The 17,269-nt window shown below is 61.4% G+C and carries 15 protein-coding genes; 7 read left to right on the top strand and 8 right to left on the bottom strand.

Annotation, left to right across the window (positions count from 1 at the left end; translation table 11 throughout):
- Window positions 1-21 precede the first annotated feature (21 nt).
- The 5 genes from ACRCJM_RS03500 to ACRCJM_RS03480 all read right to left on the bottom strand — a co-directional run bounded on the left by ACRCJM_RS03500 (window position 22) and on the right by ACRCJM_RS03480 (window position 5,613).
- Window positions 22-708 (bottom strand): DNA-3-methyladenine glycosylase I, encoded by a 687-nt coding sequence (locus tag ACRCJM_RS03500; protein ID WP_431463812.1) that lies wholly within the window; start codon window positions 706-708, stop codon window positions 22-24.
- Window positions 708-1,217, bottom strand: a complete 510-nt coding sequence (locus tag ACRCJM_RS03495; protein ID WP_431463811.1) for a methylated-DNA--[protein]-cysteine S-methyltransferase — start codon at window positions 1,215-1,217, stop codon at window positions 708-710. The genes ACRCJM_RS03500 and ACRCJM_RS03495 overlap by 1 nt, the downstream gene beginning before the upstream one ends.
- 122 nt (window positions 1,218-1,339) lie before the next feature.
- Entirely contained in the window at window positions 1,340-2,893 is a 1,554-nt protein-coding gene (glpK, locus tag ACRCJM_RS03490; protein WP_237195254.1) for a glycerol kinase GlpK, read from the bottom strand.
- Window positions 2,894-2,976: 83 nt separating this feature from the next.
- The gene (locus tag ACRCJM_RS03485) at window positions 2,977-3,774 is read right to left on the bottom strand and encodes an MIP/aquaporin family protein (protein WP_237195255.1); all 798 of its coding nucleotides are present in this window, start codon (window positions 3,772-3,774) and stop codon (window positions 2,977-2,979) included.
- A 75-nt stretch (window positions 3,775-3,849) separates the two neighbouring features.
- Window positions 3,850-5,613 (bottom strand): FAD-dependent oxidoreductase, encoded by a 1,764-nt coding sequence (locus ACRCJM_RS03480; protein ID WP_431463810.1) that lies wholly within the window; start codon window positions 5,611-5,613, stop codon window positions 3,850-3,852.
- A 109-nt stretch (window positions 5,614-5,722) separates the two neighbouring features.
- Here ACRCJM_RS03480 and ACRCJM_RS03475 point away from each other — a divergent pair, with 109 nt between their 5' ends.
- Window positions 5,723-6,667, top strand: coding sequence for a sugar-binding transcriptional regulator (locus tag ACRCJM_RS03475; RefSeq protein WP_336603681.1), 945 nt, complete (start codon window positions 5,723-5,725; stop codon window positions 6,665-6,667).
- Between the two features lie 194 nt (window positions 6,668-6,861).
- Window positions 6,862-7,584, top strand: coding sequence for a CDP-alcohol phosphatidyltransferase family protein (locus ACRCJM_RS03470; protein WP_237185460.1), 723 nt, complete (start codon window positions 6,862-6,864; stop codon window positions 7,582-7,584).
- Window positions 7,585-7,602: 18 nt separating this feature from the next.
- Here the strand turns inward: ACRCJM_RS03470 and ACRCJM_RS03465 are convergent, their stop codons facing one another.
- Window positions 7,603-8,538 carry a hypothetical protein gene (locus ACRCJM_RS03465; RefSeq protein ID WP_237185459.1) on the bottom strand — a complete coding sequence of 312 codons (936 nt, stop codon included), beginning with the start codon at window positions 8,536-8,538 and terminating at the stop codon, window positions 7,603-7,605.
- Window positions 8,539-8,543: 5 nt separating this feature from the next.
- A complete protein-coding gene (locus tag ACRCJM_RS03460; RefSeq protein WP_431463809.1) occupies window positions 8,544-9,470 on the bottom strand; it encodes a LysR family transcriptional regulator in 927 nt (308 codons plus the stop codon).
- Between the two features lie 178 nt (window positions 9,471-9,648).
- Here ACRCJM_RS03460 and ACRCJM_RS03455 point away from each other — a divergent pair, with 178 nt between their 5' ends.
- The 5 genes from ACRCJM_RS03455 (at window position 9,649) to ACRCJM_RS03435 (ending at window position 16,059) form a co-directional block, all read left to right on the top strand.
- Entirely contained in the window at window positions 9,649-13,134 is a 3,486-nt protein-coding gene (locus tag ACRCJM_RS03455) for a proline dehydrogenase family protein (RefSeq protein ID WP_431463808.1), read from the top strand.
- A gap of 240 nt (window positions 13,135-13,374) precedes the next feature.
- The gene (gene gcvH, locus ACRCJM_RS03450) at window positions 13,375-13,761 is read left to right on the top strand and encodes a glycine cleavage system protein GcvH (RefSeq protein WP_135011394.1); all 387 of its coding nucleotides are present in this window, start codon (window positions 13,375-13,377) and stop codon (window positions 13,759-13,761) included.
- Window positions 13,762-14,039: 278 nt separating this feature from the next.
- Window positions 14,040-14,480 carry an FHA domain-containing protein gene (locus ACRCJM_RS03445; protein WP_237185455.1) on the top strand — a complete coding sequence of 147 codons (441 nt, stop codon included), beginning with the start codon at window positions 14,040-14,042 and terminating at the stop codon, window positions 14,478-14,480.
- Between the two features lie 2 nt (window positions 14,481-14,482).
- Window positions 14,483-15,238 (top strand): transcriptional regulator FtsR, encoded by a 756-nt coding sequence (gene ftsR, locus ACRCJM_RS03440; RefSeq protein ID WP_237185454.1) that lies wholly within the window; start codon window positions 14,483-14,485, stop codon window positions 15,236-15,238.
- A gap of 227 nt (window positions 15,239-15,465) precedes the next feature.
- Window positions 15,466-16,059, top strand: coding sequence for a MerR family transcriptional regulator (locus ACRCJM_RS03435; RefSeq protein ID WP_431463847.1), 594 nt, complete (start codon window positions 15,466-15,468; stop codon window positions 16,057-16,059).
- Between the two features lie 170 nt (window positions 16,060-16,229).
- On the opposite strand, the gene ACRCJM_RS03430 is transcribed toward ACRCJM_RS03435, so the two are convergent.
- Window positions 16,230-17,045, bottom strand: coding sequence for a ParA family protein (locus ACRCJM_RS03430; RefSeq protein WP_431463846.1), 816 nt, complete (start codon window positions 17,043-17,045; stop codon window positions 16,230-16,232).
- Window positions 17,046-17,269: the final 224 nt, after the last annotated feature.

Genomic DNA, 17,269 nt, shown 5'->3' with positions numbered 1-17,269 from the left:
TGGCTCCCCGCATACGGAGTTTCAGTTTCGCCGCGTGCCGTCCTCGCTCCACAGGCCTGAGATGCCGCGGCGGTGGGAGACCACCAGGTGGGTATCGAGCACGCCGATAGCTTCCATCATGGCGTAGGCACTGGTGGGCCCGATGAACTTAAAGCCCAACTTCTTCAAGGTTTTAGAGAGAAGCAGGGAGTTCTCATCCTGGGTGGGAATATCGGAGAGGACGGCCGGGGTCGGGGTGCGCTCGGGCATGAAAGACCAGATGAGGGCGGGTAAACCTGCCTCAACCTGCTGGCCTGCCGCAAGCGTCCGCGCCGCTAGGTCGATGGCGGCTCCGCCGGGAGCCGTCACGCAGCCGACCGACCGCAGGGCGACTGTTGCCTGGGCGTTGCCGATAGCTGCGCGAATCTTGCCGCGGTGGCGAATAATGCGGGCGTCCGCAGCTAGCCGCTCCACGTCGTCCTCGGTGAAAGCCGCAACCTTCTCAACCTCAAAGCCCTCAAAGAGCTCGCGGAAGGCCTCGCGCTTGGTCAAGATAGTGCGCCAGGAGAGCCCGGCCTGAAAACCTTCGAGGCAGAGGCGCTCAAAGACTCCCTGCTCGTCGGTGACGGGCACACCCCACTCGGTATCGTAATAGGCCTGCATATCACCATCGTCTGCGGCCCAGACCGGGCGCGCTAGCCCGTCGGTACCTACCCGGGTATCGGTCATTAGAAGAGCCGTCCTTCAACCTCGGCGCTGGGCTCTTCGAGGGCCAGCAGAAACTCTTTACGTTCCAGCCCGCCCGCGTAGCCGGTGAGCTTGCCGTCTGAGGCTACCACCCGGTGGCAGGGGATAAAAATGGTGACCTTATTACGGCCCACGGCCTGGCCAACCGCCTGAGCCGGGGCACCCGGCCCCACAATCTTGGAAATAGCCCCGTAGGTGGTGGTGTAGCCGTAGGGAATCTCGCGCAGGGCCGCCCACACCGCCAGCTGAAAATCGGTGCCGTCAGGAGCAATCGGCAGCTCAAAAACGGTCCGTTTCCCGGCAAAGTATTCCAGCAGCTGGGCCTGGGCATCGGTCAGCACCTCACAGTCGCTCACCTCAATGCGATGCCCCAGGTCCTCCTGCTTGGGGAAGTGGGCCTGGCCGGTAAACCAGGCACCGGTGAGGGCTTGGCCGTCGGAGGCCAAAATCATTTCACCCAGCGGGGTAAGGGTATGGGCGTGGTAGGTCATGTATTTAGTCTAGTTTGGCGGCATACAAATAGCCCTGCACCTCACCGGTAGGTGACGATGCAGGGCTATCGTTTCAGCTCAAGACAGCTTGCCTAACGCTAGAGTCTAGTTGAGCCGGGTGCTTAGTCCTGTTCGACGTCCTCATCGACCCAGTCCAGGGTCTTAGAGACAGCCTTCTTCCACAGACGGTACTGGCGCTCGACCTCGTCCTTGTCCATCTGGGGTTCCCAGCGCTTGTCTTCGGACCAGTTGTCGATGACGTCCTGCTCGCCGTCCCAGAAGCCAACGGCGATACCGGCGGCGTAGGCGGCACCCAGGGCGGTAGTTTCAATGACCTTGGGGCGGATGACGGGCACGCCCAGCAGGTCAGCCTGGAACTGCATGAGGAACTCGTTGGCGGTCATACCGCCGTCCACGCGCAGTTCCTCCAGGGAAACCTTGGTGCCGGCTGCCTCGGCGTCGGCGTTCATAGCGTCCAGCACTTCGCGGGTCTGGAAAGCGGTTGCTTCAAGAGCAGCGCGGACGATGTGGGCGCGGTTGACGTAGCGGGTCAGGCCAACGATGACGCCGCGGGCATCTGACTTCCAGTGGGGAGCGAAGAGGCCGGAGAATGCGGGGACGACGTAGGCGCCACCGGAGTTCTCAACGCTGGTGGCCAGTTCTTCTGACTCGGCGGCGTTGTCGATCATCTTGAGGTTGTCGCGCAGCCACTGGATCAGGGAGCCGGAGACCGCTACGGAGCCTTCGAGGGCGTAGACGGGGTCGGCGTCGCCCAGCTTGTAGGCCACGGTGGTGAGCAGGCCGTTTTCTGAGATAACGGGCTTGTTGCCGGTGTTCATGAGCATGAAGTTACCGGTGCCGTAGGTGTTCTTGGCCATGCCCTTTTCGAAGCAGGCCTGGCCGAAGGTGGCTGCCTGCTGGTCGCCCAGAATACCTGAGATGGGGGTGCCGTTGAGCAGGCCCTTGGAGCGGCCGTGACCGTAGACTTCGGAGGAGGACTTGATCTCGGGCAGCATGCTCATGGGAATACCCATGTCGGCTGCGATGGATTCGTCCCATTCCAGGGTCTTGATATTCATCAGCAGGGTACGGGAAGCGTTGGTGACGTCGGTGACGTGCACACCGCCCTCAACACCGCCGGTCAGGTTCCAAAGGACCCAGGTGTCGGTGTTACCGAAGAGCAGGTCGCCTGCTTCTGCCTTCTCGCGGGCACCTTCGACGTTGTCGAGGATCCACTTGATCTTGGGGCCTGAGAAGTAGGTGGCCAGGTTGAGGCCAACGATGTCGTGGTACTTGCCGGGGCCTTCTTCGCCGCCGAGCTCGTCACAGATTTTCTGGGTGCGGGTATCCTGCCAAACAATGGCGTTGTAGACAGGCTTACCGGTGTTCTTGTCCCAGACGACGGCGGTTTCACGCTGGTTGGTGATGCCGACGGCTGCGATTTCGTGGTGGTTGACCTCTGCCTTGGTCAGGGCTTCACCCACGGACTGACGCACGTTTTCCCAGATTTCCATGGGGTCGTGCTCAACCCAGCCGGCCTTGGGGAAGATTTGCTCGTGTTCGTGCTGGCCGACGCTCTTGATTTCACCGGACTTGGTGAAGAGAATGGCTCGGGAGCTGGTGGTGCCCTGGTCGATGGAAAGGACGTACTTCTTACGCTCGGGGAGCTGTGACATGGTTTTTCTCTTTTCGTGTGCGCGCCGTCTTTGGCGCGGTAAGGGGTTGTCTTTAGTTTAGGGCGCGGACGCCGGTGCTCGGCTTAGACCAGCAGGGCGGGGACGAGGATTGCGGCTGCGGAGGCACCGATGAGGGGGCCAACAACGGGAACCCAGGCGTAGGCCCAATCAGAGGAGCCCTTGCCCTTGATGGGCATGAGGGCGTGGGCGATGCGGGGGCCGAGGTCGCGGGCGGGGTTGATGGCGTAACCGGTGGGGGTACCCAGAGAAAGACCGATAGCGACAACGATGAAGGCTACAGCCAGGGGGCCGAGGCCCGAGGGGGTGCTGCCGGAAGCCAATACGAAGCCCACCAGGACGAAGGTGCCGAAAGCTTCGGTCAGGGTGTTCCAGCCGTAGGAGCGAATGGCGGGGCCGGTGGAGAAGATACCCTTGGTGGTTCCGGGCTCAGCCTCGTCAAAGTGCTTCTTGTACACCAGATAGGCACCCCAGGCACCCAGGAAGGCGCCAATCATCTGGGCTGCTACGTAAACGAAGAAGTTACCAACGGTGGGGGCGATGCCGGGGGCAAAGTCACCACCGGAAATCAAAAGACCCAGGGTAACAGCGGGGTTGAGGTGAGCACCTGAAGGGGCAGACATATAAACGGCCGCGAAAACCGCAAAACCCCAGCCAAAGGCGATGGTCAGCCAGTCGGTGTTCTTAGCGGCTGACTTGGGCAGGGTAACTGCGGCACACACGCCAGCACCCAGCAGAATCAGAATGCCGGTACCGATAACTTCAGAAACAAAAGCGCCGAGCAGGGTCGCATTGCCGTCTGCTGAGATAAGGGCGCTTGCCTGGACGCTAGCTTCAGCGCCAGCTACCAGTAGTGAGCTCATCGTTGACCTCGTATTTTCTGTGCGGGCCGGGTGCCCGAAACGGGCACCCGGCGGTTGTTAGTGATTAATGATGTTTTAGTGGAGAGTAGTGACAGGACGTCGGGGAGCCACGTGGGTTGCCCCGAGAACCTCAGCCGCGGCGTCTGCGTCCTCGGTATGGGTTTCAGCTGCGGCGATAGCCTCAACCCGCTCGGCGTAAATCGCCTTTTCGCGGGCCACGGTGGCCTCGTCCCAGCCGAGTTCAGCGGCCATGATCTCAAGGATCTCGTCGGCGGCGGACAGGCCGCGGTCGGTAGCCTCAAGATCCAGGCGGACGCGGCGCACCAGCACGTCCTCAAGGTGCAGGGCACCTTCGGCACGCACGGCCATGGCCACATCGGCCCGCAGGAACTGGGGGGCCTGCGCCAGGGGAGTACCCAGGGAAGGGTCTTCCTGAATCAGGGAGATCACGTCGACCAGTTCAGCGCCGTAGCGCTCCAGCAGGTGCTCCACGCGGGCAGCATCCCAGCCGTTCTCAGCGGCCAGCGCATCGGCGCGGGCAGCCAAAGCTTCATAACCTTCAGCACCGACCAGCTTAATGTTCTCGGTGACAGAGGGCAGGGTCTTAGCGCGGTCGCCCAGGGCGAAGTCCACGGCGTCCTCAGCCATCACGCGGTAGGTGGTCAGCTTACCACCGGCAATAGCGCTCATACCCGGGGCGATTTCCATGACGGTGTGCTCACGCGACACCTTGGTCGATGCGGCATTCTCACCCTTCTTAGCCACCGGCTGCAGCAGGGGGCGCAGACCAGCGTAAGAGCTAATAATATCGGCCTCGGTCAGCTCATCGGCAATCAGCTTATTGGCCTGGTCGAGCACGTAGCGGATGTCAGCCTTGGTGGCGACGGGGCGCTCGCGGTCCTCGGTGTAGGGGGTATCGGTGGTACCGATGATCCAGTAGCGCTGCCAGGGGATGATGAAGAGCACGGACTTTTCGGTCTTGGTGAAGATACCGCTGGTTGCCTTGATACGGTCGCGGGGCACGGTGATGTGCACGCCCTTAGAAGCCAGCACCTTCAGGCCCTGCTCCTTGGTTGCCATGGACTCTGATTCTTCGGTCCACACGCCGGTTGCGTTGATGATATGGGCGGCCTTGACGGTCTTCTCGTCGCCGGTTTCAAGGTCTACGATCTGGGCGCCGGTGACTCGCCCGGCGGCGTCCTTGTTAATAGCGGTGACCTGGGTGCGGGAGGCTGCCAGAGCGCCGTAGCCTGCGGCGGTGCGGACGAGGTCAATGACCAGGCGGGCGTCGTCCACGCGGGCATCGTAGAACTGAATGGCGCCGGTGAAGGCGGAGTCCTTGATACCGGGGAAAACCTTCTTGGTGCCTTCCTTGGTGAAGTGGCGCTGGGCTGGCACGGTGCGGTGGCCGCCAGCCCCAGCGAAGGCCATGGTGTCGTACATACCGATACCCACAGCTGAGTAGGCGCGTTCGATAACGGGCATCTTGAGGGGCCAGAGGAAGGGCTGGGCCTTGACCAGGTGGGGGGCGGTGCGCTCAAGGAGCAGGCCGCGTTCCTTGAGGGCTTCGGCTACCAGCTTGAAGTCGAGGTTGTAGAGGTAGCGCAGGCCGCCGTGAACGAGCTTGGAGGACCAGGCACTGGTGCCTGCCGCCCAGTCGCCTGCCTCGACGATGGCGGTGCGCAGGCCACGGGTGGCGGCGTCCAGGGCGATGCCTGCCCCGGTGACACCGCCGCCGATGACGAGGACGTCGACGCCCGCTTCATCGGTCATGGCGGCTAGGGCCTGGGTGCGGGTTTCTGCTGAGAGGTGGGATTGGGTGGTGAAGGTGGCAGTCATGGGGATCTTCCTTGCGACGGGTTGCCTGGTTAATGTCTTGGTAACTATTTCAACTACCCGGTGCAGATTAGGCCAGCTGTATGAACAAAATTTCATCTAGTATTGAGAGATGATGAACAAAAGTCAGAATCAGGTGGTGGAGGCAGCCCATCTTTACTACCGGGAACACCAGACCATGGCGGCCATTGCTAGCCGGCTGGGGGTGTCGCGGCCCACGGTATCGCGCTTGCTTAAAACGGCACGTGAAACCGGGGTTGTGACCATCCAGATCAACGAGAAGGCCTATAGATCTGATCCCCTGGAAAAGCGGCTTGCCGATCTTTATCGGGTGCGGGCTACTGTGGTTCGGGCCCCTGAACATGCGACCGAGCAGGCCCGCATGCGCCGGGTGGCTATCGCCACGGCTAACCTGGTGGACTCTCTCATGGTGCCCGGCACCACCCTGGGCGTCGCCTGGGGCTCTACGGTGACCGAGGTAGCCCAGTTCCTGCCCAAACGACCCCTGACCGGGGTGACGGTGGTACAGCTCAACGGGGCGGGCAATGCCGTGCAGACGGGCATCCCGTATTCGGGTGCGATCCTGGGGCAGGTGTCGTCCGCCTACGGCGCGCAGATGGTGCACTTCCCGGTGCCTGCCTTCTTTGATTTTGCTGATACGAAGGCCGCTATGTGGCGGGAGCGGTCGATTCGTGGTGTGCTGGCGGTGCAGCGGCAGGCTGATATTGCCCTGTTTGGCGTGGGTGCTTTTGGCGGCGAGGTGAAGTCGCACGTCTATAGCGGTGGCTATTTTGACGGTGAGCAGATGCGGGAGTTACAGGGGCAGGGCATTGTGGGGGATATGTGCACGGTGCTGCTGCGGGAGGATGGCACTTGGGCTGATCTGGCGGTGAATCAGCGGGCGACGGGCCCCACTCCTGCGGAGCTGGTAAAGATAGGACGACGCGTGTGCGCGGCTGCTGGCCGCCACCGCGCAGTTGCCCTGCGGGCCGCCCTAGCCACCGGCGCGATCACCGACCTGGTGGTAGAGGCAGACCTGGCAGAAAGGCTTCTCTAGGCTTTTCTTCTGGCGGCGGTGCCAGCTACCAACACTGGCCTCAGCTGCCCGCCTTTCTTTCGAACGTCCGAAAATCTTACAGACATTCGAAAGAAAAGTGGGCACTGGACGCTGAGGGTCGGGACCAAAAACAGCTACAGTAGAGACCGACCCTTAGACCTCAGCAGCCACTTCATACGCCAGAAAGGGCAACCATGCCAACCGCCAAACAGCGACTAGCCGCCTGGCTCGTCCACGCCTTCACTCTCACAGGCCTCGCCTGGGCAACCCTCGCCGGGATCGCCCTCATAGAAGGGGACTACACCGCTATGTGGCTGTGGCTGGGCATTGCCTTAGTCGTTGACGCTGTTGACGGAACCCTGGCCCGTAAGGCCCGGGTTAAGGACGTCATCCCCTGGTTTGACGGAGGAATCGTCGACATCGCCGTCGACTACCTCACCTGGACCTTCATCCCTGCCCTCTTCATGTACCTTGCCCTACCACTCGGCCCGCAGCCTGTGGCCTTGGCCCTCGTTATTCTGGTTCTGACCTCTTCCATGTTTTGCTACGCCAACGAACAGTGGAAATCCAGCGATTTCTACTTCGTTGGGTTCCCCGCAGCCTGGAATATCGTTGCTGCCGTGATGTTTATTATGGGCACCGGTGCCACCTTCAATATCATTGCTATCGTCCTCCTGGCCGTCTTGACCCTGACCCCCACCTATTACACCCATCCTTTCCGTGTGAAGAGGTTTATGGGTATTAACATCGCAGCTATCACTGTTTGGATTGCAGCAACGGCTGCCCTCATTGCCCTTGCCCCCGCAAAACCCTTCTGGTTGCTGGTGGCTTTTTGGATCAGCGGGGGCTGGTTCGTTGTCACCTGTGCCTGGCGGACCTTCTTCGGTGCAGAGCAGCCCAGAAAACTGGCTGACTAGGATAAGCACCCACCGCAGTTATCGGTGAAAAGGGGGAGCGCCTGCCTGAGCTACTCGGGCCCGCACCCGTTTTTCGCGTATATATCGGAAAACTTCAAATCCTACCGCGCAGGTGATAATGCAGGCCACAATGACATTGACATAGAAAGGGTAGTGTTGGCCAGCGGACCAGAAATAGGCATAGGGGGCCAGGAAGGTAATAAGCGCAAGGACGAGGGCGGCAAGGCGTACCAGGACCTTTTGGGCGGTAAACATGGCAATGACACCCCAGGCATAGGGGAGGGCCCCGCCGACGTCTAGGCCCCACAGTATCCATATGTTGCCCTGGAAACCTGGCAGGAAGGCCACCGGAATTGCCCGGCATGCCGAATAGAGCATGATCAGGGCGTAGGCCCACACTATCGGTGAATGGGCTAGCCGGAATGGTAGGGAGCGGGGAACCATGGGGATTCCCTTGCTCTGCAGCTCAAGGAGTTCTGACCTGGCTATACGTTTGGGGTCGATGCCTTCAAGGTGCCGCAGGGTACATTCTTGGAGGGGGCTGGAGGGGGCTAGGAGGATCCGCAGGAGTCGCTGGGGGCTGACGGCGATGGGCTGGACGCTGGAGCTTGTAGGTAGACGGTGTTTCCAGCTCTCAGGTGGGCTGACTTCTGGGCCCGCTACTTGGCAGGAGTCACCAAGAATAGCCTGGATACGGGGTAGGTCATTTACATCTACAAGACCGAGCCAGAGGCAAATCCGCCGTTCTATGGAATAGCGAAGGGCAGGTCCCAGGTTTTCCATTGCCGCGGTGGGGGCTTGGCTACCCAAATAACTCAGAGATTCAACCTCAAGTACATGGGAAGAGAGTAAGCGCCCTAGGCATGGAGTGTCAGCTACTTCAGCCAGTACGGTGGGGTCAAGGGAAAAATCTTGGGCGATGGGGGTCTCTGCAACTGAAAAAAGGGTGAACATGTGTTTTACTGCCTTCTTTTTGGGTCCAGATGCGGGGGAGTGGCCACCGCTGTTTGCAGGGCGTCCTTCACCGCCCTAATAGTGGGTTGGCCTGTGCTCTCGGTACGGGTAGCCACATAAATCTCGCGGTAGGGGGCACCTGGCAGAGGAATGGCCTTCACCCCGTGTGCCCTTTCCAACTCGCTACCAGCGGCAGGCAGCGCAAATGATGGCATAATGGCCGCCGCACCACCCGCTGCTAGCTGTAGGTGGGTGTTCAAATCATCAATCACGTAGCGTACCTGCGGCTCAAATCCCGCAGCCCGGCACTGGTTAATACCCCAGATGCGGGAGGTGTTGTGCTCACCCTCAAAAACCCAGGGAAGACGGGCGGCGTTGTCCAAGTTCTCAACCTCAGAACCTGCGGCAACCACCAGGTTGAGGGCGTCCTCGGTGAGGAGCTCGGAGGTGAGCTCGGGGTACTCGGGAATGTAGTGGTGGGGGTAAGACTCAGCAATCACAAGATCAAACTCCCTGCTGCGAGTCAGGGATAGGCCGGTCTCCGGGTCAATCTGAACCACATGCAACTGTACCTGCGGGGCATGCTCCGCAAGATGGGCCAGTGCGCCCGGCAGCAGAGCCTTGGCGGCCGACTGGAAAATCGCCAGCCGCACCTGCCCGGCAGGCACCCCCTCCAAGAGGGTGATGCGGGTGCGGGCGGCGTCCAGCTCCTTCAAAATATTGCGGGTGCTTTCCACCAAAATCAGGGCCTCGGTGGTCAGCTCCACCCGGCGACCCACCTTACGCAGCAGGGGAGTGCCCACTTCTTTTTCCAGCGTCGTAATTTGCTGGGAAATAGCAGAGGACGTCAGATGCAGGGCCTTGGCTGTTGCGGCCAATGTGCCGCGCTCATGAATCTCAAGCAACATGGCCAGACGGCGCAAATCGTACATGGTGCACTCCTGGTTGCGGGGTGGAAAGCGTCACGAATACAGGTTAGCAGAACTAAACATACTGCCTAAATAATATTCATTTTTTCTAATAGTGTAACTTACACCCAAAGATGGTGAAATGGATAACAAGACACAAAGTTCACCCCGCCCCCGCGCGGGCTAGCAGGAGGTACCACCCTTGGCACAGCCTTTTAGCGATACCCACCACCAGCAGCTAGCTGACCAGGCCGTCCAGCTCGTCGCCGACTGGGTCAAAGAAGCCCAGAACATCCCCGCCGATCCCGCAGCAGAGAAGCTGGCAGGCGTGCTCAAAGACCCCAACGGCCTGGAATTTACCGTAGGCTTCGTCGATGGCGTAGTACGCCCCGAAAACCAGGCAGTGGCCGGTAAGAACCTGGGCCGTATCGCCCCCATCGTCCCCTCCTTCCTGCCCTGGTACATGAAGAGCGCCGTAGGCCTAGGTGGCAAGCTGGCCGCGAAAGCCTCCTGGCCCACCGTGCCCATCGCCCGCACCGTCCTGCGCCAGATGGTTGGCCACCTAATTGTCGATGCCCGCGACGAAAAGCTGGGCCCTGCTATCAAGCACCTGACCGCAAGCGGCAACAAGCTCAACATCAACCTGCTGGGCGAAGCTGTGCTCGGTGACCGCGAAGCAGAGCGACGCCTGACCGAAACCAAGCGCCTGCTGGCCCGCGACGACGTCGACTATGTTTCCATCAAGGTTTCCTCCGTTTCTGGCCCCCACTCCCACTGGGCTTTTGAGGAAGTCGTGGACGAAGCCGTCCGCCGCCTGACCCCCCTCTACGAGCTGGCCGCTAACTCTCCTGCCCAGAAGTTCATCAACCTGGATATGGAAGAGTACAAGGACCTGGACATGACCATCGAGGTCTTCACCAAGATCCTGGACCAGCCTCACCTGAAGAACCTAGAAGCCGGTATCGTACTCCAGGCCTACCTGCCCGATACTCTAGCTGCCATGCAGCGCCTGCAGGAATGGGCCGCCAAGCGTGTTGAGGCCGGCGGTGCCCGTATTAAGGTCCGCCTGGTCAAGGGTGCCAACCTCTCCATGGAAAAGGTCGAAGCGGCAGTACACGGCTGGCCCCTGACCACCTGCGACTCCAAGCAGGACTCAGATACTAACTACAAGCGCATCCTCAACTACGCCCTGCAGCCCGAGCACACCAAGAACATCCGCCTGGGCGTTGCCGGCCACAACCTCTTCGACGTAGCCTTCGCCCTGCTGCTGGCAGAAGATCGCGGTGTTGAAAAGGACATCGAGTTCGAAATGCTCATCGGCATGGCATCCCAGCAGGCCGAGGTTATCCGCCAGCGCGTAGGTCACCTGCTGCTCTACACCCCCGTAGTGCGCCCCGAAGAGTTCGACGTCGCTATCTCCTACCTGGTTCGCCGCCTGGAAGAGAATGCCTCCAGTGAGAACTTCATGAGCGCGGTCTTCGACCTAGACTCTTCACCCGCTCTCTTTGAGCGCGAGAAGAACCGCTTCCTGCGCTCCCTGAACGAGGTCACCGACGAGGTACAGCCCCCGCAGCGCACCCAGAACCGTCTGGAAGAAACCGAAGAGAACGTCTTCAAGCCCGCTGACGGCACCTTCGAAAACACCCCCGATACCGACCCTGCCCTGGCCGGTAACCGCGAGTGGGGCCGCGCCATCCTGGAGCGTTCAAAGACCACCCAGATCGGTATCGAAACCCTGGCTGCCAACGAGCTGGGCTCTGCCGAGGACGCCGAAACCCTGGTTGCCGAGACCGTGGCAGCTGGCGAGGCGTGGGGTGCCCGCCCCGCTTCAGAGCGTGCTGAGATTCTGCGTAAGGTAGCGGTAGCCCTGGCAGTACGCCGCGGCGACTTCATGGAAATCATGGCCCACGAGGCTGGCAAGACCCTGGACCAGGGCGACGTTGAAGTCTCAGAAGCCGTTGACTTTGCCTACTACTACGCCATGCTGGCAGAGCGCCTCGACTCGGTAGACGGCGCCCAGCATCACCCGGTTAAGTTGACCCTGGTCATCCCGCCGTGGAATTTCCCGACCGCAATCCCCGTCGGTGGCGTTATCTCAGCCCTGGCAGCGGGTTCAGCGGTTATCTTCAAGCCCGCCTCCAACACCGCCCGCATCGGTGCTCTCATTGCTGAGGTGCTGTGGGAAGCTGGTGTACCCCGCGAGGCCCTGCGCCTGGTCAAGGTCACCGACCGCGACGCCGGTTCAAAGATGATTGCCCACCCCGCCGTTGACCGCCTGATTCTGACCGGTGGCTACGAGACCGCCGAGATGTTCCGATCCTGGCGTAAGGACCTGCCCCTCTTCGGCGAGACCTCCGGCAAGAACTCCATCATCGTCACCCCCAATGCCGACCTCGACCTGGCGGTCAAGGACGTCGTCTACTCAGCCTTTGGCCACGCAGGCCAGAAGTGCTCGGCTGCATCCACCGTGATTCTGGTTGGTTCGGTAGGGGAGTCCAAGCGCTTCTACAACCAGCTGGTTGACGCCGTGAAGTCCCTGCACGTTGCCCACCCCCAGGACATCGAATCAGAAATGGGCCCCGTCATCGAGAAGCCCGAGGGCAAGCTCAAGCGAGGTTTGACCACCCTGGGTGAGGGTGAAACCTGGATCATCAAGCCCGAACAGCTCGATGAGACCGGCCGCCTCTGGTCACCCGGCGTTCGCGCAGGCGTCAAGCCCGGCAGCGAATACCACCTGACCGAGTACTTCGGCCCCATCCTGGGCGTCATGAAGGCCGCTACCCTCGAAGAGGCTATCGAACTGCAGAACGCCACCGACTACGGTCTGACCGCTGGCTTGCACTCCCTTGACTCCGGCGAGCTGGAACTCTGGCTCTCCAAGGTCCAGGCAGGTAACCTCTACGTCAACCGCGGCATCACCGGCGCTATCGTGCAGCGTCAGCCCTTCGGTGGCTGGAAGAAGTCAACCGTAGGTTCCGGCACCAAGGCCGGTGGCCCCAACTACCTGGTTGCCCTCTCCGACTGGGAGACCGCAGAGTCCACCGCCACCACCGCCCCCTCACACGCGGGCGTCCGCTCCATCCTGGCTGCCCTGCGCGAACCCACCGCCACCAACGACGGTTCCCTCGACATGCTGGCCCGCGCGGCAAGCTCCGATGCCGAGGCCTGGGCCACCGAGTTCGGTGTGGGCCACGACCCCAGCCAGCTGGGCGTTGAGCGCAACATCCTGCGCTACCTGCCCACCACCGTTCAGGTGCGTCTGGACGAGGACGGCGACCACGACCGCGCCCTGCGCGTCTTGCTGGCAGGTGTAGCAGCCGGTGCCACCATCGAGTTCTCCACCGGCCAGAGCATCCCGGTAGCTGTTGCCGGCGCCCTGCGCGGTGCGGGTGTCACCTTGGTTGAGCAGAGCGACGCCGCCTACCGTGCTTCGCTGGCCAAGATTGCAAAGACCCCCTCAAAGCAGCTTGAGGGAACCACCTTCGAAGGTGCCCGCATCCGCTACATCGGTAGCGACGCCACCAGCATCTACGAGGCACTCGACGGCCGCCCCGACATCGCGGTCTACTTCCAGCCTGTTACCGAAGCCGGCCGCATCGAGATGCTGCCCTTCGTCCGCGAGCAGGCAGTCTCCATCACCGCCCACCGCTTCGGCAACCCCTACAAGTTCTCTGAGGGTGTTATCTAAGAGGTCTAGGTAAGGACGCCCCACCCCGCTTCCCCTCCGCAGGGAAGTGGGGTGGGGCGTCCTTTTTATTTAAGAGAAAACCCGGCCGTTTCGGTGGCGCCCGCCACCAGCACCTGTACCCTGTGTCATATAATCGTTAGGTGAGAGCTCCTTCTCCCTCGTCGGAGCTCACCTCGTCGAGTTTCACGCACCTCGATCGGCACTCCCACAGAAGTCCCACAAAAGAAAAGGACACCTCCGATGAGCAACGTTCCTGCAGAACTCAAGTACACCAAAGAGCACGAGTGGGTCAGCGAACTCACCGCTGATGGCACCGTCCGCATCGGTGTTACCGACCACGCACAGAGCGAACTGGGCGACGTCGTCTACGTCGACCTGCCCGAGGTAGGCGAAACCATCGACGCAGAAGCAACCTTCGGCGAAATCGAATCCACCAAGAGCGTCTCTGACCTCTTTGCTCCCATCGCCGGTGAAGTCGTGGCCGTCAACGAAGACCTGGCAGATGCCCCCGAAACCGTCAACTCAGACCCCTACGGCGCGGGCTGGCTCATCGAGGTTCGCCCCAACGACGCCGCAGACATCGAAGGCCTGCTCTCAGCCGCTGACTACGAGGCAGAAATCGCCTAAAACCCGGTAGTAGCACCACGCTATGAGCCCGTGCAAGGGCCGCCTTTTCCGCAGGGAAAGGCGGTCCTTTTGCTCTAGGTAAAAAACAGGAAAATTTGGTGGGAGAACACGGCGCGAACCGGGCAGAATAGAGGCGAAGTGGCTAAGATTAAACGAACGGTTCACTGTTTACCATTTCGTGACCTTGAACCGCTTACACCACACCACACATAACATTTAGAACACAGGCACAGCACGGGCGTAGGCCCCGCCGCCCGAAGACATAAGGACGAGACCGTATGGCCCAGCATGAAGCACACCCGCCCACAAGCACCATCGCCATGGTAGCCCTGGGTGTATCCCAGTCCCATAACCCCACCGCCGAAGAACGCGACCTGCTGGCAACCCTGCCCGCCGGGTCGGCCGTCCTCATTGGTCTGGACGGCCAGTTCAAGGGCGCGCGCTTCCTCCTGAACCCCGAAACCGACGAAGATGGCGCTGACCTGCCCATCATCGCAGGCCGTAGCCCCCAGTCAGACATCTACCTGGATGACGTCACCGTCTCCCGCCGCCACGCCCTCTTCATCCCCAACGCGGGCAGCTTCATCCTGACCGATGCTGACTCCCTGAACGGCACCTACGTCAACAAGGACCGCGTGGACGAGGCCTACCTGCGCAACGGCGACGAAATCTACATCGGCAAGTTCCACTTCGCCTTCTACCAGGGCCAGGGGCAGTAACCATGGCTCAGGCTCACTCTGCTGAAACTGCTGGGGCAAAAAATAAGACCATCGGTCAGGTGCTCAGCGCCCTTGAAGGGGAATTTGAGGGCATTAGCGCCTCGAAGATTCGCTTTCTTGAAGATAAGGGTCTGGTGAGCCCGCAGCGTACCAATACCGGCTACCGCAAGTACTCCGAAGAAGATATTGAGCGCCTGCGTTTTGTGCTGCAGCTGCAGCGCGACCAGTACCTGCCGCTCAAGGTGATCCGCCAGCGCCTGGCTGACATCGACGCGGGGCTAGCACCCGCCCCCGGTAGCGAACCTGCCGAGGGGCAGGGGAGCGGGGCGGACGCGTCCGCGCAGCCGGGTGCCGAAGAGCTGCCGAGCGCCCGCCCGGCAGCCGAGGCAGAACCGGCCCGCACCTACACCCTGCGTGAGCTGGGCCAGGCAGCCGGGGTCGATATGCCCCTGCTACGTGAGCTCATGAACTACGGTCTGCTGGCAGACAACAAAGAAGAGTACGACCAGTACGACCTGGCTGTTACGAGGGTGAGCGACCAGCTCACCGCCCACGGCCTGCACCCGCGCCACCTGCGAGCCTTCCGGGCCGCTGCCGACCGCGAAGTCGACCTGGTTGAAACCGCGGTGGGCCCCCTGGCCCTGCGTAAGGACGAAGAGTCCCAGGCCCGTGCGGCCGAACTCGCCGGTGATATTGCCCAGCTGCTGCTCCGCCTGCACATGGCCCTGGTAGCCGGGAGTATGCCCAGCTTCGACTAACCCCACCTACCCTTGCGCGAGGGGCACCGGGTGAACGTGGTCTGTCTTAATGACCAGAACCACGTTAAAACGCCGGTGCCCCTGCCGACCGATTAACCGACAAAAGGGTGGCCGGGCAGGTAGGATAAGAGAGTCCATGATTAGTTCAAGGGAAGGAACCTCAAGCCGTGACACAGTACAACGGTGAACCTAGCGCTCCCGCCGCGCTGCGAGGCGTACCTGCCCCCATGGATCAGCCCCTGCTGGGCTTTGAAGATGTCATGCCCCGCACCTCACCGGTGGGTGAGCAGGGCGTCCTCTTTGACGACCCTGTTTCCCTGGTTGATGAAAACCTGGGCTACCGCGGCCCCACCGCCTGTAAGGCAGCAGGCATTACTTACCGCCAGCTCGACTACTGGGCCCGCACCCACCTGGTGGAGCCCACCGTCCGCTCAGCCCAGGGTTCTGGCTCCCAGCGTCTTTACTCTTTCCGCGATGTGCTCGTACTCAAAATCGTTAAGAGCCTGCTTGATACCGGCGTATCTCTCCAGCAGATTCGCACCTCGGTCGACCACCTGCGCTCCCGCGGCGTTGAGGATCTTGCCGGAATCACCCTTATGTCCGACGGTGCCTCGGTCTACGAATGCACCTCGGCCTCTGAGGTAATTGACCTGGTGCAGGCCGGCCAGGGCGTCTTCGGCATTGCTATCGGCCGTGTCTGGCGCGAACTGGAAGTATCGCTGAGTGAACTGCCCGGCGAAAGCACCGCCCAGGAAATCCAGGCAGAGACCGAGATCCACGACGAACTTTCAGCCCGCCGAGCCCGCAAGGTCGGCGCCTAAAGAACATAGAAAACTACCCCGCCTCGCAGATGCGAAGGAGGGGTAGTTGCGTCTAGAGGCGCAGGCTCACGCTCGCTGTCGACCCTCTCGCCGGTTCGCTGACGCTCACGGGCGATTCACGCCAGCCCCGCGCCAACAGCTTCGCTGTGAGCCTGCGCCCCCTATACGTCTTATTCCGTAGCTACATCGAGTAGGCCTGCCAGTAGCGCGGTGAAGGCGCTGGCGAGCGCCTGGGCTTCTTCTTCAGGCCAGTAGTGCACGGGGTAGGCGGACCCCTGAATGCGCTGGAGCAGGTGCGTCTCGGGCAGGATAGTCTCGGCGACCAGGTCGCCAAAGAGCACCTTCATTTCCTCGATGCGGTAGTCGTGTTCGGGGTTGCCTGCGCGTACCTTATTAATCACGATAGAGGCCGACTCCACGGCATAGGGGGTATTGGCTTCGAAGCGGGCAATGGCGCGCAGGGTGCGCTCGGAGCCCGCGACAGAGAAGAGGGAGGGCTCAGCGACAGACAGCACCCGGTCAGAGGCAGCCCAAGCCATCTCGGTGAGACGGCCCAGGGTGGGCGGGCAGTCGATGAGAATCAGGTCAAAGCTCTCGCGCACAGGCTCAAGGAGGTCTGCCAGGCGGGGGAGCAGGGTGGCTGAGTCGAGCTGCTCTAGGGCAGTGAGACGGGCGGACGCGCGCCCAACCCAGGTGCCTGCGTCCAGCCCGGTGCGGGAGGCGTTACCAAGGCTGCCGAGGGCGGCCCACGAAGCGGGGGCGAGCTCGTCCGCCAGGGAATAATCCGAAGGGGCGAGCAAAATGGTGCCCATGTCGGTGCCTTCAGCGGTGTTTACGCCGAGGCCGGTTGAGGCATCCCCGTGGGGGTCGAGGTCGATGACGAGGGTGCGGAGCCCGCTTGCCTGAGCAGCGGACGCCAGCCCCAGCACGACCGATGTTTTGCCTACGCCGCCCTTTAGGCTGCTAATACTTACCACGCTGCTCATTGCCACGAAAGCCTCTCGAATTCGGCGGATACACACTGACCTTCTATGCTACCCAACAGGGCAGGGGCCTGCCGCTAGGTGCTAGGGAAAGTCAGGGAAGCTCACAGCTCACACCCTATCGCGTGTAGTCATGCTCACAATAAAATCTTTTCGTTACGTCCCGCATCACAAAAAATGAGACAAAACCAGGTGCTTTAGGAAGTCTAAAGATATATTTGAGGTGT

This window comes from Rothia sp. L_38, assembly GCF_050689125.1.
Taxonomy (GTDB): domain Bacteria; phylum Actinomycetota; class Actinomycetes; order Actinomycetales; family Micrococcaceae; genus Rothia.
The sequence above is the reverse complement of the archived record's forward strand: the minus strand, read 5'-3'. Positions and strand labels throughout refer to the sequence as shown.

Bases quoted from the DNA above. Each gene is read 5' to 3' on its own strand.
- glpK (WP_237195254.1), bottom strand. From the start codon at position 2,893: ATGTCACAGCTCCCCGAGCGTAAGAAGTACGTCCTTTCCATCGACCAG.
- ACRCJM_RS03485 (WP_237195255.1), bottom strand. From the start codon at position 3,774: ATGAGCTCACTACTGGTAGCTGGCGCTGAAGCTAGCGTCCAGGCAAGC.
- ACRCJM_RS03445 (WP_237185455.1), top strand. From the start codon at position 14,040: ATGGCCCAGCATGAAGCACACCCGCCCACAAGCACCATCGCCATGGTA.
- ACRCJM_RS03460 (WP_431463809.1), bottom strand. From the start codon at position 9,470: ATGTACGATTTGCGCCGTCTGGCCATGTTGCTTGAGATTCATGAGCGC.
- ftsR (WP_237185454.1), top strand. From the start codon at position 14,483: ATGGCTCAGGCTCACTCTGCTGAAACTGCTGGGGCAAAAAATAAGACC.
- ACRCJM_RS03435 (WP_431463847.1), top strand. From the start codon at position 15,466: ATGGATCAGCCCCTGCTGGGCTTTGAAGATGTCATGCCCCGCACCTCA.
- ACRCJM_RS03495 (WP_431463811.1), bottom strand. From the start codon at position 1,217: ATGACCTACCACGCCCATACCCTTACCCCGCTGGGTGAAATGATTTTG.
- ACRCJM_RS03430 (WP_431463846.1), bottom strand. From the start codon at position 17,045: ATGAGCAGCGTGGTAAGTATTAGCAGCCTAAAGGGCGGCGTAGGCAAA.
- ACRCJM_RS03475 (WP_336603681.1), top strand. From the start codon at position 5,723: ATGATGAACAAAAGTCAGAATCAGGTGGTGGAGGCAGCCCATCTTTAC.
- ACRCJM_RS03500 (WP_431463812.1), bottom strand. From the start codon at position 708: ATGACCGATACCCGGGTAGGTACCGACGGGCTAGCGCGCCCGGTCTGG.
- ACRCJM_RS03470 (WP_237185460.1), top strand. From the start codon at position 6,862: ATGCCAACCGCCAAACAGCGACTAGCCGCCTGGCTCGTCCACGCCTTC.
- gcvH (WP_135011394.1), top strand. From the start codon at position 13,375: ATGAGCAACGTTCCTGCAGAACTCAAGTACACCAAAGAGCACGAGTGG.
- ACRCJM_RS03480 (WP_431463810.1), bottom strand. From the start codon at position 5,613: ATGACTGCCACCTTCACCACCCAATCCCACCTCTCAGCAGAAACCCGC.
- ACRCJM_RS03465 (WP_237185459.1), bottom strand. From the start codon at position 8,538: ATGTTCACCCTTTTTTCAGTTGCAGAGACCCCCATCGCCCAAGATTTT.